We start from the raw sequence: 22906 nt of genomic DNA, 5'->3' as shown, positions 1-22906 counted from the left end.
CCGGTCTCCCCTGCCCGGTCTCGCTACCCGGCCGACGGGTCCGGCGTCGGCGAGGTGTCCGACGGGCTCGGGCAGGGCACGTCCGTCGGGGAGGCCGTGGGGTCGGGGGACGCGGTTCCCGGTGCCGCGGTGCAGTCGTCCGTGGGGGTGGGCGAAGGGCTCGGACCGGTCGGGTCCGGCGAGGGTGCCGGGGTGTCGGTGGGGGTCCCGCCGGGGGACCCGGTGGGCGTTTCGGTGGGGGTTTCGGTGGGTGGCTGGGAGGGGTCCTGGCTCGGCGACGGCACCGGCGAGGTGGACGGCCCGGGGCTGCCCGGCGTGGTGCCCGGGTCCGGGCCGATGACGATGCCGCCGTCCCCGTCTCCACCGCCGTTCCCGTGGCCCCCGCCGCCCTCGCCGTCGACGGGCTCGGTCGCCCGGGTGTCGCCGCCCGCGCCGGGACTCCTCGGGAGGACGCCCTTGCCGTCGGGGACGGGGTGGACGCCGCGGCTGTAGAACTCCAGCCAGTACCTGACCAGTCGCAGATAGGTGCGGGAGTTGTTGTAGCTGAGGACCGCCCGGTCCAGGTCCGCCGCCCGGCCCAGGTCCCGGTCGCCGGCGCACAGGTAGTGCCCGGCCGCCAGCGCCGCGTCGAAGACGTTGTTCGGGTCGGCGCGGCCGTCCCTGTTGCCGTCGGCTCCCCAGCGGGCCCAGGTGGACGGCAGGAACTGCATCGGGCCCACCGCCCGGTCGTACACCGTGTCGCCGTCGTGGGCGCCGCCGTCGGTGTCCCGGATGAGGGCGAAGCCCCGGCCGTTCAGGGGCGGTCCGGTGATACGGCCGAGGGTCGTGCCGTTCCGGTCCACCGCGCCGCCGCGTGCCTGGCCGGACTCGACCTTGCCGATCGCCGCGAGCAGTTCCCAGGGCAGCCGGCAGCCGGGGTCCGTCCTGCCGACGGCCGTCTCGGCGGCGCGGTAGGCGCGCAGCACGGTGGCCGGGATGCCGGACTGGGCGCGGATCCGCGGCCCGAGTGCGGGCGGGACCGGTCCGCCGCTCCGGGTCCTCAGGGGCGGGAGTTCGGTGTGGTAGGAGCCGTCGCCCGGTGGCGCGAGCGCGGCGAACGGGCCGTCCGCCGTCGGCAGGCCCAGGTCGTCGGCGGCCGGCCCGGCGTGGCTGTCCTCGGCGTCCCGGGTGAGGCCGGGGGCCTGGGAGGCGGTGAGGGCCGCCATGGCCGCCACCGCGAGCGCGGTCGTGCGCAGTCCCTTGCGGGCCCGGCCGGAGTACAGGCGTCGGGCACGGCGTACGGACATGGTCGTCACTCCTGTCGGATCCGGCGGAGATGCGGGCGGCTGTCAGCGGCCGAAGGTGTCGAGGGCGGAGACCAGCCAGCGTCCGTCGCGGTGCACGACGTCGACGGCGAGCATGGCCGCCGCGTACACGCCCTCGTCCTGCGCGGCCTTCTTACCGGTGGTGGCGACGCTGCTCTGGTCGGCGTAGACGAGGACCCGGGCCCGGTCGCCGTCGATGCGTTCGACGGCGCTCTCGGTGACCGTCGTGGTGATCACCGCCTTCTGCTCGTCGGCCCGCTTGCGTACGTCGGCGAGCAGGTCGCGGTGCTGGTCGACGGCCTTGCCCGTCAGGAGGTCCCGCGCCGCCTTGTCGAGGGCGCCGGGGTCGGCGTGGTCGTAGGAGAAGAGGCGGTCGACGGCCTTGGCCACCTGGCCCTTGATCTCGCTGGTGCGGGCGAGGTCGGTCAGTGCGGTGTTGCTCCGGGCGGGTTCGGACCTGAGCCCCTCGGCCTCGGCGTGCGCCCAGCCCGCGAAGCCGCCGAGGAGCACCGTCAGCGCGCAGAGCAGCACGAGGACCGCGGGGCGGCGCGACCGGGCCGGGGCGGCCTTCTCGTCCCCGGTGGCGGGCGGGTCGGCGGAGACGGCGTCGGCGGGCGTCAGGACGGCCGTGGCGCCGCGCCCGCCGGCCCGGACCGGCGTACCCTGCGGGCCCCCGGCGGGGGCGGCGGGCCGGGTGTCGCGGGCCTGGCGGCGTCGCTGGCGGTTGATGTGGTGACGGGTCGTCGACATGGTGCGGTGTCCTCCTCGCTGCGGCCGGCTCTCGCGGTACGGGACCGGCTCAGCCGGTCGACGTCCCGCCGACGGGCGCCTGGCCCAGGGCGCTCAGCTTCCACCGGCCGTCGGTCCGGGTGAGTTCGCCGAGCATGCGGCTGTCCTTGTCGCTCTTCGCTCCGTCGGCCGCCTCGACGGTGACGCGCAGGGCGACCAGCACCCGGGCGCGTCCGGCGCGGTCGTCGAGTTCGGTGACGGCGCCGGACAGCACCCGGGCCGTGCTGACCGTCTTCGCCTCCTTCATCTGGGCGGTGAACTCTTCGCGCCCGGAGGCCAGTTGGTCGTGCAGTTCGCCGGTGGTGGACGACTCCCACAGGTCCAGGCCGCGCTTCAGCTCACGGTGGTCGAGCGTGTTCAGGTTCTGCACGGCCTGCTCGCCGGCGGAGAGTGCCGCGTCCCGCTGTGCGGCGTACGCGGCCTGCTCGTCGTGGGCCGCCCGGTACCAGTCCTGACCGGCCCAGGCGGCGAAGCCGCCCGCGACGAGGGCGAGGGCCAGGGCCAGGGCGGGCAGCGGCCGGGAGCGACCGCCGCCGAGGAGGCGGATCGCGCGTTTCATGGGCTGCTCCAGTCTCCCGCGCATGGTCAGCGGGCCTTGATGTCGACGATCCGCCAGCGGTCGTCGTCGAGCCGTGCGGTGACGGTGAGCTGGGCCGCCGCGGTGGTCGCCTCGGCGTCGCCCTTGGCCTTGGCCTTGGCCTTGCCCTTGCCCGGGTCGCGGTGGGAGGTCTGGTCGAGGAAGACCAGCAGGCGGGCCCGGTCGCCGTCGAGTTCGATCACTCCGGTGCGCACGGCCCGGGTGCTCAGGGTGACGCGCTGCTCGGTGAGGTCGTCGCGGACCCGGGCGAAGAGGGTCTCGTACTGGCGGGCGGCGCGGCCGTCGAGGACGGTGCTCGCGGAGCGTTCGGCGGCCGCGGTGCCGTCCGGGGTGTAGGAGAAGATCCGGGCGAGGGCGTTGCCGACGTCGCCCGCGACGCGGGAGGTGGCCTCGGCGTCGGTGAGCGCCCGGTTCCGCGCGGGCGCCTCGGACCTCAACTGGTGGGCCCCGTAGAAGAATCCGCAGCCGCCGAGGACGAGGACGACGGCGGTGCCCGCCAGGACCGCCTTCCGCAGGCGCCCGTTCGGCGGACGGGGGGCGGGGGCGTCTGCCTCGGCGGCATCGGGCTCGGCGGCCCCGGACCCGGCGGCCCCGGGCTCGGCGGCCCCGGGCTCGGCAGGGGCGTCCGTGGCGTCCGTGGCGTCCGCGTCGGGGGCCGTCTCGTCCGCCGTGCCGGGCTCCGGTGCGGCGCTCCTGCGCAGCAACCACGTCGGTGTCATCGCTCCTCGCCCTTCTCCTGCGCCACCGGTACGGCGCTCAGTGCCCGTACCTTCCACTCCCCCTCGCCCGTGCGGGCCAGGACCGCCTCCAGGCGCTTGCGGTCGGTGGACGGCTTCTTCGACCCGCCGGGGGTGACCTCGACGCGCACGGTGGCGATGAGCTTGGCCGTGCCCGACCGGGTGTCGAGCGCGGTGACGGCGGCCTCGGTGACCGTGCCGCGCGCCGAACTGCCCGCCTTGGCCTCGGTGCCGCCGAGTTCCTCGCGCAACGGCCCGGTGGAGACGGCACGCCAGTCCCGGATGCTCCGCTGCGCCCGCCCCCGGGTGGCGGCGTCGAGCGTGGTGAGTACGGCGATGCCGTCCCGCCCGTCGGCGAGCGCCTCGTCCCGCTCCCGGCCGTACGCGAGCCCGTCGTCGGTGCGGGCCTGCGTGTACGTCCAGGCGCCGGTGCCGCAGACGCCGAGGGCCAGCGCGAGCCCCGCTCCGGCGAGGATCCGGGCCCGCCTCATCGCGCACCCCCGGCGGCCGGGGCGAGGAGGGCCGTCAGGTCCGCCGGTGCCTCACCGCTCTGTCCCGGCAGGGCGAGCGCACCGGGGAGGGCCGTGGAGCCGTCCTCGGCCGGGGAGCCGCCTCCGGCCGGGGTGGTCCCGCCGCTGCCCGAGGGCAGGGTGCCGGGGGTGGCCGGGTCGGGGACCGGGCCGCCCTTCGGGGCGTTGGCCGAGCCGCGTACGTTCTTCCCGCCCGACGCCGGGGCGGTGCAGGCGGCGCCGGTGTTGAGGGCGGGCGCGGTGCCGAGGTCGAGGCCGTTGCGGTAGCGGGTGTCGCCGTAGCCGTCGGTGCAGGGCAGGGGGCTGAAGAAGGTGACGGCCAGGCCGAGGTCCAGCTTGCCCCCGTCGACGGCGGTGGCACCGGCGGAGACGGCCGCCGGGTACGTCACGAGGAGTTCCTCGATGCCGCGCTGCCGGGTGACGGCGACCTCGGAGGTGGTCAGGAGGTTGGCGAGGACGACGCCGAGGCTCGGGTCGAGGTCCCGCAGCAGGCCGCTGACCTGGGTGGCGGCCTCGGGGGTGACGGCGAGCAGGCGGCGCAGGTCGGCGTCGGAGCCCTTGAGGGCGGCGGCCAGGTCCTTCGCGCCGACGGCGAAGTCGCGGATGGCCCGCGCCTCCTGGGCCTGGGTGCGCAGGACGGTCTCGCCGTCGTTGATGAGCAGCGTGGTGGACGGCAGGGCGCGGTCGGCGGCCTCGACGAAGTCGCTGCCGCTGTCGAGCAGCACCTGGAGGTCGTCGCCGTGTCCCTCGAAGGCCTTGCCGAACTCGTCGACGACCGTGCGCAGGTCCTCCAGCGGCACGGAGCTCACGAGGTCGTCGACGCTGGTGAGGACGTCGGTGACGGGGGCGGGCACCTCGGTGTCGGTCTGTTCGATGCGGGTGCCGTCGGCGAGGTAGGGGGAGCCGTCGCTCTCGGGCCGCAGGTCGATGTACTGCTCGCCGACGGCGGAGAGCCCGGCGACCACGGCCTTGGTGTCGGCGGGGATGCGGGGTGCGGACTTCTTGATGCGGAGTTCGGCGACGACGCCCTCGGCGGTGAGGTCGATCGGGCCGACGCGGCCCACCGAGACGCCCCGGTAGGTCACGTCGGAGTGGGTGAACAGTCCGCCGGTGCGCGGGAGTTGCACGTCCACGGTGTAGTAGTCGGCGACGCCCACGTAGCGGCCCAGGTCGGCGTAGCGGATGCCGAGGTAGGAGAGGGCGAGGACGGCGATGAGGAGGAAGGCGAGGTTCTTCAGGCGTACGGCGAGGGTGATCACCCGTGTTCACCCCCGGACGCCGGCCCGGCCCCGGACACGGAGGGCAGCGACAGGGGCGAGGAGGAGGCCGTCGCGGACGCGGTCGGCGCGGGCGTGCCCCCGTCCACCAGGGGCGGGATCACCTCGGTCCCGGGCACGGCGACCATGCTCAGGTACGTGTTGAGGTAGTCGCCCTTCACCCCGCGCAGCACCTCGTCGGTGAACGGGTACGTCAGCAGCACCTGGAGCGAGTCGGGCAGGTCCGTGCCCGCGTCGGCCAGGGCCCTCAGCGTCGGCGCGACGGCCTTGAGGTCGGCGATCATGTCGTCCTTGCTCGCGTTGATGGTGGAGACGGCGACGCCGGACAGCGTGTCGAGGGAGCGCAGCATGGTCAGCAGGGACCCGCGCTGCCTCTCCAGCGTCTTCAGTCCGGGCGAGAGGTCGGTGAGGACGGTGCCGACGTCGTCCTTGCGGGTGGCGAGGGTCGAGGAGAGCCGGTTGACGGCGTCGAGGGCGTCGGTGATGTCTCCGCGGTGGTCGTCGAGGTCGCCCACCAGGGTGTTGACCCGTTTCAGCATCGAGCGGACCTCGGGTTCGCGGCCGCCGAGCGCGGCGTTGAGCTCCCGGGTGATGGTCTTGAGCTGGTTGACACCGCCGCCGTTGAGGAGCAGCGACAGCGCGCCGAACACCTCCTCGACCTCGGTGTTGCGGCTGGTGCGGGCCAGCGGGATGACGCTGCCGTCGGTCAGCCGGCCGGTGCCGGTCTCCTTGGCGGGCGCGACGAGTTGGACGTACTTCTCGCCCAGCAGGCTGGACTGTTCGAGCCGCGCGGTGGCGTCGGCGGGCAGCCGCACCTCGCCGTTGATCTCCATGGTGACGCGGGCCGACCAGTCGTCCTCGCCGAGTTCGATGCCGGTGATCCGGCCGACGGCGACGTCGTTGACCCGTACCGCGGAGTGCGGGACGAGGCTGAGTACGTCCTGGAGTTCCGCGGTGACGGTGTAGGGGTGGTCGCCGAGGTCGGCGCCGCCGGGCAGCGGCAGGTCCTCGATGCCGTCGAAGCCGCTCGGTACGACGGTGACCCCGCCGAGGGTCAGGGCGAGGGCGAGTCCGACGGCGGCCAGTGAGCCGGCGGTGAGTCCGGCGGCCCGGCCCGCGCCGATCCTCGGGGCCCTCATCGCCCCTCCCCCTTCTGGGTCCCGGCCACGGGCAGCGGCAGCAGCGGGCCGCCACTGCTGATCTCGTTGAGGTTGGCGCGGCCGTCGAGGGTGCGGGTGTCGGGGTTGTAGGCGTTCACGACGTTGCCGGCGGCCAGCGGCGCCACGTCCAGCGCCTCGGCCAGCGAGGCGCGTTGCTCGACCAGGGTCCGGGTGATGGGGACGAGCCGGTCGACGTTCTTCTTCAGCTCGCCCCGGTTGTCCTCGATGAAGGTCTTGACCTGGCCGAGGGCCTTGCCGAGTTCCTCCAGGGCGCCGGTGAGGTCGTCCTTGTTGTCGGCGAAGAAGCTGACGACCTCGTCCAGGCGTTCCTGGGCGGTGCGCACGTCGGTGTCCTTGTTCTTGAGCATGGTGGTGAAGGTCTGGAGGCTGCTGAGCGTCTTGAACAGGTCGCCGCTGCTGCCGTCGAGGGTCTTGGCCGCCTTGCCGAACTGCTCGACGCTGTCGCCGATGGCCTCGCCGTTGCCGTCGAGGTTGTCGGCGCCGGTCCTCAGCAGTTCGGACAGGGCGCCGTCGGCGTTGGCGCCGTCCGGGCCGAGGGCGTCGCCGAGTTCGGTGATGGAGTCGTAGATCTGGTCGATCTCGACGGGGACGTGGTTGCGGGAGGCGGGCAGCACGGCGCCGTCGGCGAGGGCGGGGCCCTTGCGGTAGGCGGGGGTGAGCTGCACGTAGCGGTCGGCGACGACGCTCGGCGCGACGACGACGGCCCGCGCGTCCTTGGGGACCTTGATCCCGTCGTCCAGGCGGAGGCCGACGCGGACCCGGGTGCCCTCGGGGTCCACCGACTCCACCTCGCCGACGCGCACCCCGAGGATGCGCAGGTCGGACCCGGCGTAGACGCCGATGGCGCGGTCGAAGTAGGCGGTGACGCGGGTGCCGTCGGCTTCGAGGACCCGGGCGGCGGCCAGGCCGCCGGCGGCGAGCACCACGAGGGCGAGCACCCCGGTGAGGATCTTTCGGCGTCGGGTCATCACGCACCGCTCCCCTGGGCCGCCGCGGGCTGTTTCGGCGGCAGGCATCCGGTCGAGGGCTGGGAGGTCTCGGGCAGGTAGTCGCGGGGCACGACGCCGCACAGGTAGCTGTCGAACCAGCGGCCGTTGCCCAGGGTGTTGCCGACCAGGCGGTAGTACGGGCCGACCAGCGCGAGGGTCTCGCCGAGCCGGGTGTTGTTCTTCTCCAGGACGCTGGTGACCCGGCCGAGCGCCTTGAGGGTGGGGCCGAGCTGCTTCTCGTTGTCCTTGACGAGGCCGCCGAGTTCGGTGCCGAGGTCCTGGCTGCCCTTGAGCAGGGCGCTGATGGCGGTGCGCCGGTCGCGCAGTTCGCCGAGCAGCGGGCCGCCGTCCTCGATGAGGGTCTCGAAGCTGGACTTGTTGTTCTCCAGCGTCTTGGTGAACCGCGCGCTGCCCTTGAGGAGTTCGGCGAGCTTCGCGTCCCGCTTGGAGATCGACTTCGACAGGTCGGACAGGCCGGTGGCCGCCTTGCGCACGTGCGGCGGGGAGTCCTTGAAGGTGTCGGAGATGGTCTCGAAGCTCTCCGCGAGCTTCCCGGTGTCGATGTCGTCGACGGTGCCGCTGAGGTCCTGGAAGGCCTGGGTCACGTCGTAGGGGGAGGTGGTGCGGGCGAGCGGGATGCGGGCGCCGGGGTCCTGGCGGCCGGAGCCGAGCGGGTCGAGCGCCAGGTACTTGTCGCCGAGGACGGTCTTGATGGCGATGGCGGCGGTCGTCCGGTCGCCGAGCCAGGCGTCCTCGACCTCGAAGGTGACCTTGACCTTGGCGCCGTCGAGCGCGACCGAGGTGACCTGGCCGACCTTGACGCCGGCGATGCGCACCTCGTCGCCCTCGTCGAGGCCGGCGGACTCGGAGAAGTCGGCGCTGTAGGTGGTGCCGCCGCCGAACGGCAGCCGGTCGACGTTGTAGACGAGCAGGGCGATCAGGGTGAGGACGAGCAGTCCGGCGACGCCGACGGCGACGGGGTTGCGCTCCTTGACCGGCTTGACCAGCGGCTTCCCGCGTGAACGCGTCATCCGCGGCACCTCGATTCGGTGATCGCGATGCCGGTCGGCGGCTTCGAGCCGTCGGAGGTGGTCACTCCGCTCACGCGCGCCTCGCAGAGGTAGAGGTTGAACCACGAGCCGTAGGAGGACAGGCGGGCCAGGGCGGTCATCTTGGCGGGGCTCTTCTCCAGGAAGTCCTCGATCTGCGGGGTGTGTTCGCCGAGGCCCGCCGAGAGCCGGCCGAGTTCGCGGATGTCCTTCTTGAGGGGGGCGCGTCCGTCCTGGAGGAGTCCCGCGGTGACGGTGGTCAGGTCGCCCATGGCGGCGACGGCCTCGCCGAGGGGTTTGCGGTCCTGGTTGAAGCCGGTGACGAGCTTCTGGAGGGTGACCACGAGGTCGTCGAAGCCGTCCTCGCGGTCGTTGAGGGTGTCCAGGACGGTGGTGAGGTTCTCGACGACCTCGCCGATCACCTTGTCCTTGGCGGCGACGGTCGTGCCGAGCGAGCCGATGTGGCGGATCAGGCTGTCGACGGTGGCGCCCTCGCCCTGGAGCACCTGCACGATCGATCCGGCGAGTTCGTTGACGTCCTTCGGGGAGAGGCCCTCGAACAGCGGCTTGAAGCCGTTGAAGAGCAGGGTCAGGTCGAGCGCGGGCGTGGTGCGGTCCAGCGGGACGGTGCCGCCGTCCGGGAGGGTGCCGGTGAGGTCGCCGCTGCCGCGGCCGAGGGAGACGTAGCGCTGGCCGACCATGTTGAGGTACTTCACGGCGGCGGTGGTCGAGCGGGGCAGCCTGCGGTCGTCGCGGACGGTGAAGGTGACCTGCGCGGTGCGCCGGTGGACGACGCGTACGTCGGTCACCTCGCCGACGCTCACCCCGGAGATCCGCACGCTGTCGCCGTCGACGAGCCCGGTGACGTCGGTGAACAGGGCCTTGTAGGTGCTGGTGCCGGTGCCGGAGTCGACACTGGTGCCGGCGACGCTCAGGCCGAGCACGGTGGTGGCGAGGGCGGTGACCACCACGAAGACGAGGGACTTGACCAGCGGTCCGGTCAGCGGACGGCGCCGGGTGTGCGCGTGGTCGGCGCCGGTCATCCGAGGGTCACCTCCGTACCGCGGTAGACGGGGCCGACGAGCAGGCTGCTCCAGTCGGGCAGGTCGGCGGGGCTCTTCCCGGCGGCGGGGGCCAGGAGTTCGTTGACGAGGTCGTTCTCCTGCGGGGAGTTGGCGGGCCCGAGGTCCTGCTCGGCCGCGGGGGTGGCGGTCCGGGCGGTGGGCCTGGGCAGGGCGCCGAGGTAGGGCACCGAGGGGCAGCGGGGCCCGCCGCCGGCGTCGTACACCGGGGTGTCGCGGCCGGGTCGGTAGGCGCCGCGCGAGGCGACGCTGGTGACGTCCACGTGGATGCCGGGCCGGTCGGTGCCCTTGCCGAGCGCCTTGTCCATGGCCGGCACGAACTCGGCGAGGGTGCGCAGGGTGCAGGGGAAGGCCGGGGAGTACTCGGCGAGCAGTTCCAGGGTGGGGCGGCTGGTGTCGCCGAGCCGGATGATGTTGTCCTTGTTCTTGTGCAGGAAGGCCGTCACGTCCTCGGCCGTCCGGGTCGTGGCGCCGAGGGTGGCGGCGAGTTCCGCCTCCTGCTCGGCGAGGGTGCCGCTGGTGGTGGTGAAGTCGGTGAGCGCCGTGATGATGTCGGGCGCGGCGTCCGCGTAGACATGGCTGACCTTCACGAGTTCCTTGAGGTCGCGGTTGAGGGCGGGCAGGTTGGGGTTGAACTCCGCCAGGTGCTCGTCCAGCAGGGTGAGCGTGTCGCCGAGCCGCTCCCCGCGGCCTTCGAGGGCCTGCGATACGGCGGACAGGGTCGCGGAGAGCTTCTGCGGCTGGACGGCGGTGAGCATCGGCAGGACGTCGTCGAGCACCTGCTGGAGCTCGATGGCGTTGGCCGACCGGTCCTGGGGGACCACGGCCCCGGCCGCCAGGGGCTCGGGCGAGGGGTTCGCGGGCGGTACGAGGGCCACGAACCGCTCGCCGAACAGGGTGGTGGGCAGCATCTGCGCGCGGACGTCGGAGGGTACGTCGTCCAGCGTGCCGGGCTTCATGGCGAGGGTGAGCCGGGCGCCGTCGCCGGTGGCGTCGATGGCGCGGACCTCGCCGACGACCACGCCGCGCAGCTTCACCTCGGCGCCGGGATGCATCTGGTTGCCGACGCTGCCGGTCTCGACGACCACCGGGTCGGAGTCGGTGAACTTCTTGTCGTAGACGGCGACGGCCAGCCAGATCAGCAGGGCGGGCGCCAGCACGAACACGACCCCGGCGAGCCGGCGGCGCAGGGTCTGTCCTTCCGGTCGGCTCATCTCACCCCGCCACCTTCACGGTCGTGGTCGCGCCCCACAGGGCCAGCGACAGGAAGAAGTCGGTGACGCTGATCAGCACGATGGCGTTGCGCACGGAGCGGCCGACGGCGACGCCGACACCGGCCGGGCCGCCGGAGGCGCGGTAGCCGTAGTAGCAGTGGGCGACGATCACCATCACGCTGAAGATCAGCACCTTCAGGACGGAGAGCAGCACGTCCGTCGGGGAGAGGAAGAGGTTGAAGTAGTGGTCGTAGGTGCCCCGGGACTGCCCGTTGAACAGGACGGTCACGTAGCGGGAGGCGAGGAAGGAGGAGAGCAGCCCGATCGCGTAGAGCGGGATGATGGCGACGACGCCGGCGATGATGCGGGTGGTGACGAGGTAGGGCATGGAGCGGATGCCCATGCCCTCCAGCGCGTCGACCTCCTCGTTGATGCGCATCGCGCCGAGCTGGGCGGTGAAGCCGGCCCCGACGGTCGCGGAGAGGGCGAGTCCGGCGACGAGGGGCGCGATCTCGCGGGTGTTGAAGTAGGCGGAGACGAATCCGGTGAACGCGGCCGTGCCGATCTGGTCGAGGGCCGCGTAGCCCTGGATTCCGACGACGGTCCCGGTGAAGAGCGTCATCGCGATCATCACGCCGATGGTGCCGCCGATGACGCCGAGGCCGCCGGAGCCGAAGGCCACCTCGGCGAGGAGGCGCTGCACCTCCTTGAGGTAGCGGCGCAGGGTCCGCGGGACCCACAGCAGGGCCCGGACGTAGAAGAGCAGTTGGTCGCCGGAGCGGTCGAGCCAGACGAGCGGGGAGGCCATCGGACCTCAGCCTCCCTTCGGCGGGACGATCTGGAGGTAGACGGCCGTCATCACCATGTTGACGAAGAAGAGCAGCAGGAAGGTGATGACGACGGACTGGTTGACGGCGTCGCCGACGCCCTTGGGGCCGCCGCGCGGGTTGAGTCCCCGGTAGGCGGCGACGATGCCCGCGATGAACCCGAAGACCAGCGCCTTGAGTTCGCTGATGTAGAGGTCGGGCAGCTGGGCGAGGGCGGAGAAGCTGGAGAGGTACGCGCCGGGGGTGCCGCCCTGCATGATGACGTTGAAGAAGTAGCCGCCGAGGATGCCGACGACGGAGACCAGCCCGTTGAGCAGGACCGCGACGCCCATCGCGGCCAGCACCCGGGGCACGACCAGCCGCTGCACCGGGGAGACGCCCATGACCTCCATGGCGTCGAGTTCCTCGCGGATCTTGCGGGAGCCGAGGTCGGCGCAGATCGCCGAGCCGCCGGCGCCCGCGATGAGCAGCGCGACGATGAGCGGGCTGGCCTGCTGGACGACGGCGAGGACGCTGGCGCCGCCGGTGAACGACTGGGCGCCGAGCTGCTCGGTCAGGGAGCCGACCTGGAGCGCGATGACGGCTCCGAAGGGGATCGAGACCAGGGCGGCGGGCAGGATGGTGACGCTCGCGACGAACCAGAACTGCTCGACGAACTCGCGGAACTGGAAGGGTCTTCGGAACACGGCCCGCACGACTTCCGCCGCGAGCGCGAACAGCCGCCCGGTCTGCCGCAGCGCGCCGGTGATCACGCGCCGCCCCCGGCGGTGGGCATCGGCAGGGTGGCCGCCTCGGAGCTCTTGGCGTAGGTGTCCCGGATGGCGGACCGCGCGGCGGGCGGCAACGAGTCGAGCATGCCCATGACTCGCTCACGCCGGCGGACGACGGCCTGACGCGGCGGCATGCCGGGCGAGGGCTCCAGCTGCGGGACGATCACGCGGGGGCCGGCCGGGGCCGCGGGGGCGGCGTCCGCCTCGGCGGCGAGGGTGGCCGCGTCCTTCTCCTCGGACATCCCGATGGGCCCTTCGCGCCGGCCGCCCAGGAACTGGGCCACGACCGGCTCGTCACTGGTGAGCAGCACCTCGCGCGGGCCGAAGGTGACGAGCTGGCGCAGGAAGAGCATTCCCATGTTGTCCGGCACGGTGGCCGCGATGTCGAGGTTGTGGGTGACGATCAGCATCGTCGCGTCGAGCTGCGCGTTCAGGTCGATCAGCAGCTGGGAGATGTAGGCGGTGCGGACCGGGTCGAGGCCGGAGTCCGGTTCGTCGCACAGGATGATCTGCGGGTCGAGGACGAGCGCGCGGGCCAGTCCCGCCCGCTTGCGCATGCCGCCGCTGATCTCTCCCGGCAGCTTTCCCTCCGCGCCCAGCAGCCCGACGACCTCGATCCGCTCCATGACGGTGCGGCGGATCTCGGACTCCTTCTTGCGGGTGTGTTCGCGCAGCGGGAAGGCGATGTTGTCGAAAAGGGACATGGACCCGAAGAGGGCGCCGTCCTGGAACATGAGACCGAACAGTTTCCGGGTCTCGTAGATGTCTCTTTCCGGGCTGTTCACCATGTCCACCCCGTTGATGAGGACACGGCCCTTCTCGGGTTTGAGCAGCCCGATGAGCGACTTCAGGAAAACGGTCTTACCGGTTCCGGACGGGCCCAGCATCACGCTGACCTCTCCCGCCGGAAGAGTGAGTGACACGTCCCGCCAGATGCTCTGCTTACCGAAGGACTTGGTCAGGCCCTCGACCACTACTTCGATTCCCATATCACCTCCAGCGGACGCCAATCGGATACGCGCTGCGGGCCCGCACGTTAAGTCGGCCCGAAGCGCACTGACAACGGGTGCGACACGGATCTTCGGCGCCCCCGCGGAACTTGTCACCGCGCTGACAACCTCGCCGCCCCGCACTTGTCTCCGGGGAGACAGGGCAGGGTCTCGCGGTTCCGGGGGGTGCGGATCCCGCGGGACCCCGCCGGCGGACACCCGGGCCCGATGGAGGGTGGGCCAGAACGCGTCCGCCATGGCTCCGGCCGACGGGGGCCACCGACCTGGAACCGAGCACCGCACCGGCACGTTACGGCCGAGTAACCTCGGCGGGCAACACCGGGTCCGGAGTTTTCCGGGATACCGACTTCGGCCATCCGGAACCTGTCATGGGAGACACAAGAACCCATCGGCAACTTGTCATCGGATGAGTATCGGAACCTCCTTGCGTGCGACGGTGACGGGGCGGGAGCACCGCGAGCCGAACGGTTCGACCTTGGCATCGGATGACTAAGCCGAATCGCGTTTCACTCACCCCGGAAACAGCTTGTTCCACTTTTCAAAGAATCATGGACGGCCGCATTGTTCGGCTATGTTTCCGACGAGTAACGTCACGGCCCAATCCGGTCAACCCTCAAGGAGAGTCCGAGTCATGAAGAAGAACATGAGAAGGTCGGCCCTCGTGGTGTGTGCGGCCGCGTCGGCGCTGGGTCTTGCCGCCGCCCCGTCCTCGGCGGTGCCCTCCACGGTGTGGACGGTCAACCCGTCGCCCGCCGAGTTCGAGGCCGTGAACGTCGGCAACATCGTGCTGATCGCCACCATCCCGATGACCTGTACGGTCTCGACCGCCGACGGCACGATGGAGAGCACCACGGGCAACCCGGGGAACGTCGCGGGCATCGACACCATGAACTTCGGTACGGCCGGCGCGCCGTGTTCCAGTGTCCTGGGCAACATCACCACCACCTCGGTCACCCCCTGGAGCGTCGTCGCGGAGGACTACGACGCCTCCACCGGTGTCACCACGGGCTACGTCGGCGACGTCGAGGCCAACGTGTCCGCCGGTGCCTGCAGCTTCACGGTGAAGGGTCAGGCCTCGGCCACCTACACCAACTCCACCGGCATCCTGGCGGTCGACAGCGTCGCCGGTGAACTGGCGGTCAGCAACCCCGTCAACTGCGGCGCGATCGTCACGGAAGACACGCAACCCACCTTCCAGGGCGACTACGCCGTCACGGAGAAGGAAACCGGGGTCATCCCGACCATCGTCGGCTCCAACCCGTAGCCGCACCCCGCGCACCTTCGCCCGGCCGACACCACGGCCGGGCGTTCGCGGGCTCTGCGCCGCGCATCCACGCCACGTCCGAGCGGAGTCGCATGAAGGCCCAACCCACCGCCACCACGCGGCCTCTTCGGGGCCGCGCCCGAATCACGTCGTTCGCCGCGTTCGTCGTCCTCGCCGCCCTGATCCCGACCACCGCGTCGGCCACGGGCAGCCAGGAGGTCGAGGCCGAACTCCCCTACGTCTGCACCCTGCCCTCGGGGCAGCTGCCCGCGACGGTACGGGTCTTGGCGGAGTTCCCCGAACGGGCCGGGGCGGGCGAGGCGTTCACGCCGTCCGACGTCACCATCACTGTCGAACTCCCGGCGGAGGCGGTCGCGGACCTCACCGCGCACGACGCGGCCGAGGTACGGGCGGCCACCCGGCTCACCGTGGACGTCGCCCAGAACTCGGCCACGGCCACGGCGACCTGGCGGGGAGGCTCCGAGCCGGTCGCGCTGCCCGGGTCCGGCCCGCTGACGCTGGTCACGCAGGGCGACGTCCCCTCGGTGGCCGGCCGGAGCGACGGCGACCTGACGTTCTCCGCGGGTGCCCTCGCGATCGACCTGGCGCTCGGGGCGGCGGATCCGGCCGGCGCGGACCCCGGCTCGCTGACCGTCGACTGCGCCCTCGCCGAGGACGCGCCGGAGCAGGGGCTGCTGGCGACCGTGCCGGTCAGCGCGGGCGGGCCCGGGGCGAGCGGCTCGCCCTCCCCGTCCGGGTCGGCGTCGGCCTCGGACCCGGCCGGGGACGGGCAGTCGGACACCCCGGGGAGCCAGGCTGAGGAGCGGCAGTCCGAGCGGTCGCCGAAGGTGGTGGAGAACACCCCCGGCACCGCCGCGGACCGGGCCGTACCGCCATGCCTCTTCGACGAACAGCATCCGCCCACCGACGCGTCGCTCGCCGCCTACATCACCGGATACACCAACGTGCGCAAGCAGAAGGCCGCCTCGTACCTGCCGCCGTCCTGCATGCTGATCGAACAAGGGGACCCCGTGGCGGGCCCCCCGGACCCGGAAGCCATCATCTTCGACACCGTGTCGTGGGCCGACTTCGGCTACCAGGGGCGCAGGCAGACACCGCCGTTCCGGAGCACCTTCCTGTCCTTCGACTTCGCCCCGGTGACCGCCACCATGGTGCTGGAGCAGACGGCCCCCATCAGGATCGATTCGCGCCTGAAGTTCTACTTCCTCAAGGGCCTGACGACCATGGACACCTATGTCCGGGCTCCGTTGGTCCTTCATGTGACCTCCCTGGAGGTCAACGGGACTCCTCTGGAAGTCGGTTCCGAGTGCCGGACCGACGGGTCCCTCACCTCGGTCGACCCGGATCCCGTGAATCATCCGGGTGACCACCTGGTGCTGTACGGCCGGGGTGAGCAGATCACCGGCCAGGACGTCACCGGATACAAACTCCTCAGCGGCGGCACGCTGACCGGCGAGGCGGCCATTCCCGCCTTCACCGGCTGCGGCTCCGACGGCGAGGACCTCGATCGCCTGCTCACCGCCTCCGTCTCGGGCCCCGGCAACTACATCAAGCAGGTCCAGGGACAGACGTGCGCGCTCGGCGCACCGGTGTTCCCGGGCCCGAACACCGACGGCCAGTGCACGGAGGACCTCCAGCCCATCGTGATCCCCGTCGCCGAGCGCTGATCCGGCTCCCTCCTCTCCCACCTCCCCGAAAGGCCACCACCATGCGCCCGATCTCCACCCGCACCCGGCTCGCCACCGTGTCCGCGCTGACCGCGCTCGGCGCCTTCGCCTCCCTGGGCACGGCGACCGCCGCCGACCCGGCGCTGAACGGCGAGTGGGCCCCCTTCACCCGCTGCCCCGTGGACGCCCCGGCGATGCTGGCGGCCGACGGCTTCGAGAAGACCCCGCAGTGTGTGGTGTCCACCTCGGCGAGCGGCACCATCAAGCTGGGCGACACCACCGTGACGACCGGCAGAACCAACCTGCAGATGGGCGTCGTCCAGAACGCGGACGGCACCAGCAGCGTGGTCGCCCCCGCCTCCGGCGCGCTGGTCGCCGAGCCCGCCACCGTGCCCGGCGGACTGCTCGGTCTGATGTGCCCGAGCGACATATTCGTCATCACGGGCATCTGCGAGTCGCTGGAGAACTCCAGCCTCAACAAGATCACCGCGACCATGGAGTCGGTCGGCGCGCCCTACGCCTTCGACCAGACCGCGGGCGTCCTCACCGACATGCCCATCGTCGCCCTGCCGGTCCGCATCCACCTGGAGAACCCGCTGCTCGGCGACAAGTGCTACATCGGGACGGCCGCCGACCCGATCGTGCTGCGCCCGGAGAACCGCAACTACCCCGAGTTCGGCATGACCTTCTTCCAGGGCGACGGCACCGCGGACCCGGCCGGCGAGATGAGCCGGATCAACCTCACCGGCGCCACCCAGAACGACAGCACCTTCGCGGTGCCCGGCGCCACCGGCTGCGGCCTGAACGTCGGTCTGATCAACCTCGCGGTGAACGCGAAGACCGGGCTGCCCTCCGCCGCCGGGAACAACAGCGTCACCCTGAACGACACCCGGACCCACCTCACCGGGCTCAACGCACCCGGCACCGTCGTCCCCGACGCCGGCAAGGTGCTGGCCGAGAACTGGCACTCCGCCGTCGAGTAACAGCCAAAGGCACACACAACCGGGACACGTTTCCTCCCCAAGAGATGTACAACACAACAAAGTTGATTTACCTTCAGCTCTGCCAGACCGGTGAACGCCCAGTGGACCGGTCCGGGCCCCGCCCGCCGAGGGCGGGGCCCGGTCGGCCCATGCCACCGGACATGTCGACGGCAAGGGATCACTCATGCCCTCAATCGCGCGTCCTTCGGTGCTCGGTGAACCGCTCGACCCCCTCCCCAAGAAGTTCGCGGCCTTCATGCGTCCGCTGCTCCCGGGGCTGCTGAACGAGATACGCACCGAGGTCACCCGCAGCTATCCGGTGTACGGCAGGCTGCTCAACGGCCCGGACGGGGACGCGATCCGCCAGGGCGTCGAGCAGGCGCTGACCGCCTTCGTGGACCGGGTGGCCGACCCCTCCAGCAGTTCGGAGCTGCGGGACGAACTGCTGCGCAGGTTCGGCCGGGTGGAGGCCTACGAGGGCCGCGACCTGGAGGTCCTGCAAGGGGCCTACCGGCTCGGCGCCCGTATCGCGCTGCGCCGGGCCAAGACACTGGGCCGGCAGTACAGCCTCTCCCCCGCGCTGATCCTCGCCTTCGCCGACGCCCTCTTCGCCTACGTCGAGGAGCTGGAGGCGATCACCCGCGAGGGATACGCGGAGGTCCGGGAGCGGGCCGCCTCCGAGGAGTCCGCGTTACGAAGACAGTTACTGCACTTCCTGCTCGCCGCCTCGCCGCTGCCCCGGACGGCCGTCTCCGAACTGTGCAAGGCCGCCGCCTGGGAGCTGCCCCGGTCCTGCTTCCTGGTCGCCCTGCAGTCTCCGGCGCCGGAGCACATCCAGGCGGGACTCGACCGGGACGTCCTCGCCGACCTCGACATACCGCAGCCGCACCTGCTGGTGCCCGGGGACCTCACCCCCGCCCGCCTCGACATGATCCGCACGGCCCTGGCCGGCACCCGCGCCGCGGTGGGCCTGACCGTGCCGGTCGGCCAGGCCGCCGACTCCGTCCGCTGGGCTCGCCGCGTGCTGCAGCTCGTTGACGACGATGTCATACCCGACGCCCCGCTGATCCGCTGCGAGGATCATCTGACGACCCTGTGGCTGCTGTCCGACTCGGCCCTGGTCGACCGGGTCGCGGCCCGTGAACTGGCCCCGCTCGACGAGTTGCCGGCCAGGCGGCGCGACCGGCTGGTGGAGACCCTGCGCGTGCACGTGTCCACCCGGGCGCCCGCGGAGCAGGTCGGCGAGATGCTGGGCGTGCACGCGCAGACCGTCCGCTACCGCTTGCGGACGCTCGACACCTACCTGGGCGACCGGCTCGCCGACCCCGACCACCGCTTCGCCATCGAGGTGGCCCTGCGTTCGCTGCACCTGCGGGGCCACGACGACCCGGAGTGACGACCGGGGCCGGTGCGCGCGTGCGTACCGGCGGGCGGCTCAGTACGCCACGGGCCAGCCGCTGCTCCAGTCCAGGAGGTTGATGCCGAGCTTGGGCGTGCCGTTGTCGTTGCCGTCGTAGTAGTGGTAGACGATCAGGTCGCCGTCCACGTCGTTCATGATCGACTGTCCGCCGGGGCCGATGACGCTGCCGTGCGACTCCAGCACCGGCGTCCCGCCGCCCGCCGTCATCGCGACGCCGTTCCGGTCCCGGTAGGGCCCGGTGACGCTCGTCGCCCGGCCGACCTTCACCTTGTAGGTGGAGCCGGTGCCGGCGCAGCAGGTGTCGTAGGACGCGAAGAGGTAGTAGTACCCGTTCCGCTTGACGACGTACGGCGCCTCGACGGCCTTGGTCCCGGTCGGGCGGGAGGCGAGCGAGCGGCGGGCGGTGTCGGAGGCGAGCTGCTTGCCGGTGGCCGGGTCGATCCGGATCATCTTGATGCCGGTCCACCAACTGCCGAAGGACAGCCACCACTTGCCGTCGTCGTCGACGAAGAGGTTCGGGTCGATGGCGTTGTAGTCGTTTGCGGAGTCCGACGTGTAGACGATGCCGTAGTCGCTCCAACTGCCCGGCGCCGCGGTGGCGGAGCCCGCGAGGCCGATGGCGGAGGTGTTGGAGCCGAAGGACGAGACGGAGTAGTACATCAGGTACTTGCCGCCGTGGTACGAGATGTCCGGCGCCCAGGCCTCCGGGACGGACGAGTACCGCGACCACCAGCCGGGCCGGGAGCCGAAGGCGTCGGCGCCCGCGGAGAAGGCGGTGCGGTCCGAGGACGCCTTGCTGCTGATGCCGCCGCCGGTGGCGTAGAGCCGGTACTGCCCGGACGAGGTGCGGATCATGGTCGGGTCGTGGGTGACGACGGAGCCGGTGACCCGGCCGGGGTTCGGGTAGGCCGACACCGTGGAGGGGACGAGGGCGAGCAGTGCGGCGGTGGGGAGGGCGAGGAGTGCGGCTCGTCTGCGACGCATGGGGGCTCCCGTCTGATCGATATCCGATCGATATCCGATCGATATCTCGAACAACATTCGTGGTGCCGGACGTGACGCAGTGACGGAACCTAGAGTCGAAGCGCTTGCGCGTCAATGCCCCCGGCGCCGACGGCGGTTGATGTCCGGAGAACAGCGGGTGCCGAAGGTGACCGGCGCGTGAATTCGAGCCGTGGAGTCACCGGAGTCGCGCACCCTGCGACCGCTCCCCCGCCACCATGGCCTCCCGTGTCACCGTCCTGAGGGGGAGCCGGACGTGAGTCTGTCCTGGGGGTCCTTGGCCGCCGTCCTGGGTCTGGCCGTGCCCGTGGCGGCCGCGCTGTGGGAGTTCGTGCTGGCGGGCCGCAAACGGCTCGGCTACCGCGTCCAGCTGGACACCACGATCCGGGACTCGGCCGCCTCGGGGCCGGACACCACGGTGCTGCAGCGCATGCAGTGGGACGGTATGAACCTGCGCGACCCCTCGGTCGTCCTGCTGCGCATCGAGAACGCCGGCTGGAGCCCCGTCGTCGCCGCCGACTACGTCGCTCCCGCCAGCGACCCCGTGGGCATACGCATCGCCTTTCCCGGCCGCCGCGTCGTCGGCATGACCGTCACCGAGCGCAGCCCCCAGGTGCCGCCCACCTTCTTCGTGCCGGGGGCCGAGGGCTTCGAGACCACGGGCAGGGAGGTCAAACTGCCGAAGGTGATCCTCAACCGCCGGGCGCACTACAAGGTCCTGGCGGTCCTGGACCGCGAGGAGGGCTTCACCGAGCCCGAGTTCCCCGAGCCCGAGGTCACCGCCGGGATCGTCGGCGGGGTGCGCGGCGGGAACATCAGGAAGACCGCGTACTACCCCTTCGCCTCGCGCCAGGTCCGCTGGCTGCTCGCCTCGCTCATCCTGGTCAGCGCCACCCAGTCGGCGTTCACCCTGGCCGGGGGCGAGGACGCCGCCGCGCCGCTGGACTGCGCCGCCGGGACCCTGCACCTGTCGGGCTCCACGGCCTTCGCTCCGGTGCTGCGGGAGGCCGCGGAGCAGTACGAGCGGACCTGCCCGGACGCCCGCATCCCGCTCACCGCCACCTCCTTCAAGGGCAGCGTCGACGGGCTCGACACCCTCGCCGCCGCCGGCGCGGCCGCCCGGCTCCCGGACGGCGGGGGCCTCGGCGACAGACTGGCGTTCAGCGACGGACCGAAGTCCGACGGCCGCCCGCGGCTGCTGCCGAGGCCCGTCGCGCTGTCCCTGTTCACCCTGGTCGTGCACAAGGAGGCGGGGGTCGAGGACCTGTCCCTGCAGCAGATACGGGACATCTACGCCGGGCGCGTCACCGACTGGAGCCAGGTGGGCGGCAACGACGTCCCCGTCCACCTGGTCAGCCGGAACCCCGGCTCGGGCACCCGGACCACGCTCGAACGGCAGGTCCTCGGCGGCCGCCCCCTCCCGGCCGTCACCACGCCCGACTGCGCGGGGCTCGACCGCGACCGGCCGGGCCGCTGCGAGGTGGGCGGCACCGGGACGCTGCTGGACACGGTGGCCTCGACCCCGGGGGCCCTGGGGCACAGCGAGGTCGGCGCCGCCGCCGCGCACGACGACGTCCGGCAGATCCGCATCGACGGCTACCCGGCCACCCTGGAGGGCGCCGACCAGGGGGCGTACCCGTACTGGCAGACGGAGATCGCCTACACCTACGGCGAACCGCCGGCCGACTCGATCGCGGCGGGCTTCCTGCGCTACCTCGCCGACGAGGTCGGCAAGGACGTCATCCGCTCCAAGGGCCACCGCCCCTGCGCCGAGCTGGACAAGCCACTGCTGTGCCGGCCGGACGGCGCGCCCGCCGCGGGGTGACGCCCCGAAGGGGGGCCCGCGGCGGCCCGGTCAGGGCTCCGGGCACTCCTTCCACGCCAGGTGGTACACCGTGCTGATGTCACCGTCCGTGGAGTCCATCGTCATGAAGCTCACCTCGTCGGGGTCGGAGGTCCCGGTGCTCACCCGCAGCTCCGTGTTGATGTTGAAGTTGCGCTGGACCCCGCAGGGCGCCCAGACCAGCTGCGCCCAGTCGGTGCTGTCGGTGGCCTGCCAGTTGTCGTTGTAGGGGCCGCCGAAGGGGTGGGTGCGGTACTCCGTGTTCGGGGAGCCCTGGAAGTAGTACGAGGCCCGCTGGATGCCCTTCGCGCCGGGCTGGAGGGCGGCGAAGCCCCGGTAGTCCGCGCTGGCGACGGCGTAGGTGAAGCCCTGCGGGACGTGGACGAGCAGGTTGAGCTGGCAGTTCTTGCGGAAGTCGATGGGCGCGGAGTCGCCGCCCGCCTGGGCGAGGTAGTCGCTGTACGTGACGGTGAACGCCGTGTTGTCCTCGGAGACGGCGACCGCCGCCGTGCCCTGCGGACAGCCGGAGCCGTTCACGGTGGCGACCTTGATGACGATCTTGTCCGGCGGCGGGTCCTCGAACCCGCCGGAGGACTGGTGCTGCTGCGCGGGCAGCACGGAGGTGAGGAGCGCGGCGATCGTGCCGCTCAGGAGCAGGCCGGTGGCCATGGGTCTCCCATCCCGGTCGGTGGGGGGTGGATGTGGTTGAATGCGTCCGCCATCTACACGTGGTGTGCACATGACATTCACGGAACGGTCGCATCGTAGGGAGCGCCGCCGAGGGCGGACAGGCACTCTCCCGGCCATTCACACCGGCCGGTTCCCACCCCCCGGGAGGCCCCCGCGGGAGGGGCCTACGGGTTCTCCCACGCCGCCGGTTCCGCCGCCAGGTCCCGCACCGGGTCCGGCAGCGCGTCCGCCGCGAGGTCCGCGATCGTCACGCCCTCCAGGATCCTGCGCACATTGGCACGCAGTGCCACCCACAGCGGCAGCAGGGGCCCCGCCGTGCCCGTGTACACCAGCTCCGTCGGCCGCTCCCCGCGCACCGAGACGATCGGGCCGTCCACCGCCCGGATCACGTCCGCCACCGTGATCTGCGACGCCCCGCGCGCCAGCCGGTACCCGCCGCCCCCGCCGCGCCGGCTCTCCACGACGCCGCCGCGCCTGAGGTCCCCGAGGATCCCCTCCAGAAACTTGTGCGGAATGTCCTGGACGGCGGCCACGTCCTCCGCCTTGACCGGGGAACCGTCCTCCCGGACGGCCAGTTCCAGTACCGCCCGTACCGCGTAGTCCGCACGCGCCGAGATCCTCATGCCGACCATTGTGGCGTCCGCTGGGACAATGGCCCG

At 72.0% G+C, this 22906-nt stretch carries 21 protein-coding genes and 1 pseudogene; 5 read left to right on the top strand and 17 right to left on the bottom strand.

Going from position 1 to position 22906, the window contains the following annotated elements; genetic code table 11:
- Positions 1-23: 23 nt before the first annotated feature.
- The 14 genes and pseudogenes from ACFV9J_RS21025 to ACFV9J_RS20960 form a co-directional block, all read right to left on the bottom strand.
- Positions 24-1286 (bottom strand): lytic murein transglycosylase, encoded by a 1263-nt coding sequence (locus tag ACFV9J_RS21025; RefSeq protein ID WP_385356272.1) that lies wholly within the window; start codon positions 1284-1286, stop codon positions 24-26.
- 42 nt (positions 1287-1328) lie between these two features.
- Positions 1329-2054, bottom strand: coding sequence for a hypothetical protein (locus ACFV9J_RS21020; RefSeq protein WP_385356271.1), 726 nt, complete (start codon positions 2052-2054; stop codon positions 1329-1331).
- 49 nt (positions 2055-2103) lie between these two features.
- Positions 2104-2652, bottom strand: a complete 549-nt coding sequence (locus ACFV9J_RS21015; RefSeq protein WP_385356270.1) for a nuclear transport factor 2 family protein — start codon at positions 2650-2652, stop codon at positions 2104-2106.
- A 26-nt stretch (positions 2653-2678) separates the two neighbouring features.
- The gene (locus ACFV9J_RS21010; protein WP_385356269.1) at positions 2679-3410 is read right to left on the bottom strand and encodes a hypothetical protein; all 732 of its coding nucleotides are present in this window, start codon (positions 3408-3410) and stop codon (positions 2679-2681) included.
- Complete coding sequence (locus tag ACFV9J_RS21005) at positions 3407-3919, bottom strand: hypothetical protein (protein ID WP_385356268.1); 513 nt, start codon at positions 3917-3919, stop codon at positions 3407-3409. The genes ACFV9J_RS21010 and ACFV9J_RS21005 overlap by 4 nt, the downstream gene beginning before the upstream one ends.
- Positions 3916-5217, bottom strand: coding sequence for an MlaD family protein (locus ACFV9J_RS21000; protein WP_385356267.1), 1302 nt, complete (start codon positions 5215-5217; stop codon positions 3916-3918). The genes ACFV9J_RS21005 and ACFV9J_RS21000 overlap by 4 nt, the downstream gene beginning before the upstream one ends.
- Positions 5214-6374, bottom strand: a complete 1161-nt coding sequence (locus tag ACFV9J_RS20995) for an MCE family protein (RefSeq protein WP_385356265.1) — start codon at positions 6372-6374, stop codon at positions 5214-5216. The genes ACFV9J_RS21000 and ACFV9J_RS20995 overlap by 4 nt, the downstream gene beginning before the upstream one ends.
- Positions 6371-7384 carry an MCE family protein gene (locus ACFV9J_RS20990; RefSeq protein WP_385356263.1) on the bottom strand — a complete coding sequence of 338 codons (1014 nt, stop codon included), beginning with the start codon at positions 7382-7384 and terminating at the stop codon, positions 6371-6373. The genes ACFV9J_RS20995 and ACFV9J_RS20990 overlap by 4 nt, the downstream gene beginning before the upstream one ends.
- The gene (locus ACFV9J_RS20985; RefSeq protein ID WP_385356262.1) at positions 7384-8436 is read right to left on the bottom strand and encodes an MCE family protein; all 1053 of its coding nucleotides are present in this window, start codon (positions 8434-8436) and stop codon (positions 7384-7386) included. The genes ACFV9J_RS20990 and ACFV9J_RS20985 overlap by 1 nt, the downstream gene beginning before the upstream one ends.
- Positions 8433-9497, bottom strand: coding sequence for an MCE family protein (locus ACFV9J_RS20980; RefSeq protein ID WP_385356261.1), 1065 nt, complete (start codon positions 9495-9497; stop codon positions 8433-8435). Before ACFV9J_RS20980 ends, ACFV9J_RS20985 begins: the two co-directional genes overlap by 4 nt.
- Positions 9494-10750 (bottom strand): MCE family protein, encoded by a 1257-nt coding sequence (locus tag ACFV9J_RS20975; protein WP_385356260.1) that lies wholly within the window; start codon positions 10748-10750, stop codon positions 9494-9496. Before ACFV9J_RS20975 ends, ACFV9J_RS20980 begins: the two co-directional genes overlap by 4 nt.
- Position 10751: 1 nt before the next feature.
- Positions 10752-11558 (bottom strand): ABC transporter permease, encoded by an 807-nt coding sequence (locus ACFV9J_RS20970; RefSeq protein ID WP_115741938.1) that lies wholly within the window; start codon positions 11556-11558, stop codon positions 10752-10754.
- A gap of 6 nt (positions 11559-11564) precedes the next feature.
- A pseudogene (locus ACFV9J_RS20965) lies at positions 11565-12320 on the bottom strand (MlaE family ABC transporter permease); the annotation flags it as partial.
- Positions 12321-12325: 5 nt separating this feature from the next.
- Positions 12326-13336: an ABC transporter ATP-binding protein gene (locus tag ACFV9J_RS20960; protein WP_385356259.1), complete on the bottom strand. Its 1011-nt coding sequence runs from the start codon at positions 13334-13336 to the stop codon at positions 12326-12328.
- Positions 13337-13988: 652 nt separating this feature from the next.
- On the opposite strand from ACFV9J_RS20960, the gene ACFV9J_RS20955 reads away from it, so the two are divergent.
- From ACFV9J_RS20955 to ACFV9J_RS20940, 4 genes are all read left to right on the top strand, one after another.
- Complete coding sequence (locus tag ACFV9J_RS20955) at positions 13989-14621, top strand: hypothetical protein (protein WP_385356258.1); 633 nt, start codon at positions 13989-13991, stop codon at positions 14619-14621.
- 92 nt (positions 14622-14713) lie between these two features.
- Positions 14714-16309 (top strand): DUF6801 domain-containing protein, encoded by a 1596-nt coding sequence (locus tag ACFV9J_RS20950; protein WP_385356257.1) that lies wholly within the window; start codon positions 14714-14716, stop codon positions 16307-16309.
- Positions 16310-16350: 41 nt separating this feature from the next.
- Entirely contained in the window at positions 16351-17292 is a 942-nt protein-coding gene (locus ACFV9J_RS20945) for a hypothetical protein (protein ID WP_385356255.1), read from the top strand.
- A gap of 184 nt (positions 17293-17476) precedes the next feature.
- Positions 17477-18688: a helix-turn-helix domain-containing protein gene (locus tag ACFV9J_RS20940; RefSeq protein WP_385356253.1), complete on the top strand. Its 1212-nt coding sequence runs from the start codon at positions 17477-17479 to the stop codon at positions 18686-18688.
- Between the two features lie 39 nt (positions 18689-18727).
- On the opposite strand, the gene ACFV9J_RS20935 is transcribed toward ACFV9J_RS20940, so the two are convergent.
- Positions 18728-19696 carry an arabinan endo-1,5-alpha-L-arabinosidase gene (locus ACFV9J_RS20935; protein ID WP_385356252.1) on the bottom strand — a complete coding sequence of 323 codons (969 nt, stop codon included), beginning with the start codon at positions 19694-19696 and terminating at the stop codon, positions 18728-18730.
- A gap of 274 nt (positions 19697-19970) precedes the next feature.
- On the opposite strand from ACFV9J_RS20935, the gene ACFV9J_RS20930 reads away from it, so the two are divergent.
- Positions 19971-21539 carry a substrate-binding domain-containing protein gene (locus ACFV9J_RS20930; RefSeq protein WP_385356251.1) on the top strand — a complete coding sequence of 523 codons (1569 nt, stop codon included), beginning with the start codon at positions 19971-19973 and terminating at the stop codon, positions 21537-21539.
- Positions 21540-21569: 30 nt separating this feature from the next.
- Here the strand turns inward: ACFV9J_RS20930 and ACFV9J_RS20925 are convergent, their stop codons facing one another.
- Together ACFV9J_RS20925 and ACFV9J_RS20920 are read right to left on the bottom strand one after the other, a co-directional pair.
- On the bottom strand, positions 21570-22226 hold the full coding sequence (locus ACFV9J_RS20925; RefSeq protein ID WP_385356249.1) for a DUF4360 domain-containing protein: 657 nt from the start codon (positions 22224-22226) through the stop codon (positions 21570-21572).
- A gap of 185 nt (positions 22227-22411) precedes the next feature.
- Positions 22412-22870, bottom strand: a complete 459-nt coding sequence (locus ACFV9J_RS20920; RefSeq protein WP_385356247.1) for an RrF2 family transcriptional regulator — start codon at positions 22868-22870, stop codon at positions 22412-22414.
- Positions 22871-22906: the final 36 nt, after the last annotated feature.

The organism is Streptomyces sp. NPDC059906, from assembly GCF_042730645.1.
Taxonomy (GTDB): Bacteria; Actinomycetota; Actinomycetes; order Streptomycetales; family Streptomycetaceae; genus Streptomyces; species Streptomyces rubrogriseus.
This window is presented reverse-complemented; position numbering and strand designations above follow the sequence as displayed.

What these genes read in the sequence shown, in the direction of transcription:
- ACFV9J_RS20955 (WP_385356258.1), top strand. Translation starts at nt 13,989, where the DNA reads ATGAAGAAGAACATGAGAAGGTCGGCCCTCGTGGTGTGTGCGGCCGCG.
- ACFV9J_RS20970 (WP_115741938.1), bottom strand. Translation starts at nt 11,558, where the DNA reads ATGGCCTCCCCGCTCGTCTGGCTCGACCGCTCCGGCGACCAACTGCTC.
- ACFV9J_RS20980 (WP_385356261.1), bottom strand. Translation starts at nt 9,497, where the DNA reads ATGACCGGCGCCGACCACGCGCACACCCGGCGCCGTCCGCTGACCGGA.
- ACFV9J_RS20990 (WP_385356263.1), bottom strand. Translation starts at nt 7,384, where the DNA reads ATGACCCGACGCCGAAAGATCCTCACCGGGGTGCTCGCCCTCGTGGTG.
- ACFV9J_RS20925 (WP_385356249.1), bottom strand. Translation starts at nt 22,226, where the DNA reads ATGGCCACCGGCCTGCTCCTGAGCGGCACGATCGCCGCGCTCCTCACC.
- ACFV9J_RS21020 (WP_385356271.1), bottom strand. Translation starts at nt 2,054, where the DNA reads ATGTCGACGACCCGTCACCACATCAACCGCCAGCGACGCCGCCAGGCC.
- ACFV9J_RS20935 (WP_385356252.1), bottom strand. Translation starts at nt 19,696, where the DNA reads ATGCGTCGCAGACGAGCCGCACTCCTCGCCCTCCCCACCGCCGCACTG.
- ACFV9J_RS21015 (WP_385356270.1), bottom strand. Translation starts at nt 2,652, where the DNA reads ATGAAACGCGCGATCCGCCTCCTCGGCGGCGGTCGCTCCCGGCCGCTG.
- ACFV9J_RS20945 (WP_385356255.1), top strand. Translation starts at nt 16,351, where the DNA reads ATGCGCCCGATCTCCACCCGCACCCGGCTCGCCACCGTGTCCGCGCTG.
- ACFV9J_RS21010 (WP_385356269.1), bottom strand. Translation starts at nt 3,410, where the DNA reads ATGACACCGACGTGGTTGCTGCGCAGGAGCGCCGCACCGGAGCCCGGC.
- ACFV9J_RS20920 (WP_385356247.1), bottom strand. Translation starts at nt 22,870, where the DNA reads ATGAGGATCTCGGCGCGTGCGGACTACGCGGTACGGGCGGTACTGGAA.
- ACFV9J_RS21005 (WP_385356268.1), bottom strand. Translation starts at nt 3,919, where the DNA reads ATGAGGCGGGCCCGGATCCTCGCCGGAGCGGGGCTCGCGCTGGCCCTC.
- ACFV9J_RS20940 (WP_385356253.1), top strand. Translation starts at nt 17,477, where the DNA reads ATGCCCTCAATCGCGCGTCCTTCGGTGCTCGGTGAACCGCTCGACCCC.
- ACFV9J_RS20995 (WP_385356265.1), bottom strand. Translation starts at nt 6,374, where the DNA reads ATGAGGGCCCCGAGGATCGGCGCGGGCCGGGCCGCCGGACTCACCGCC.
- ACFV9J_RS20950 (WP_385356257.1), top strand. Translation starts at nt 14,714, where the DNA reads ATGAAGGCCCAACCCACCGCCACCACGCGGCCTCTTCGGGGCCGCGCC.
- ACFV9J_RS20960 (WP_385356259.1), bottom strand. Translation starts at nt 13,336, where the DNA reads ATGGGAATCGAAGTAGTGGTCGAGGGCCTGACCAAGTCCTTCGGTAAG.
- ACFV9J_RS21025 (WP_385356272.1), bottom strand. Translation starts at nt 1,286, where the DNA reads ATGTCCGTACGCCGTGCCCGACGCCTGTACTCCGGCCGGGCCCGCAAG.
- ACFV9J_RS20975 (WP_385356260.1), bottom strand. Translation starts at nt 10,750, where the DNA reads ATGAGCCGACCGGAAGGACAGACCCTGCGCCGCCGGCTCGCCGGGGTC.
- ACFV9J_RS20985 (WP_385356262.1), bottom strand. Translation starts at nt 8,436, where the DNA reads ATGACGCGTTCACGCGGGAAGCCGCTGGTCAAGCCGGTCAAGGAGCGC.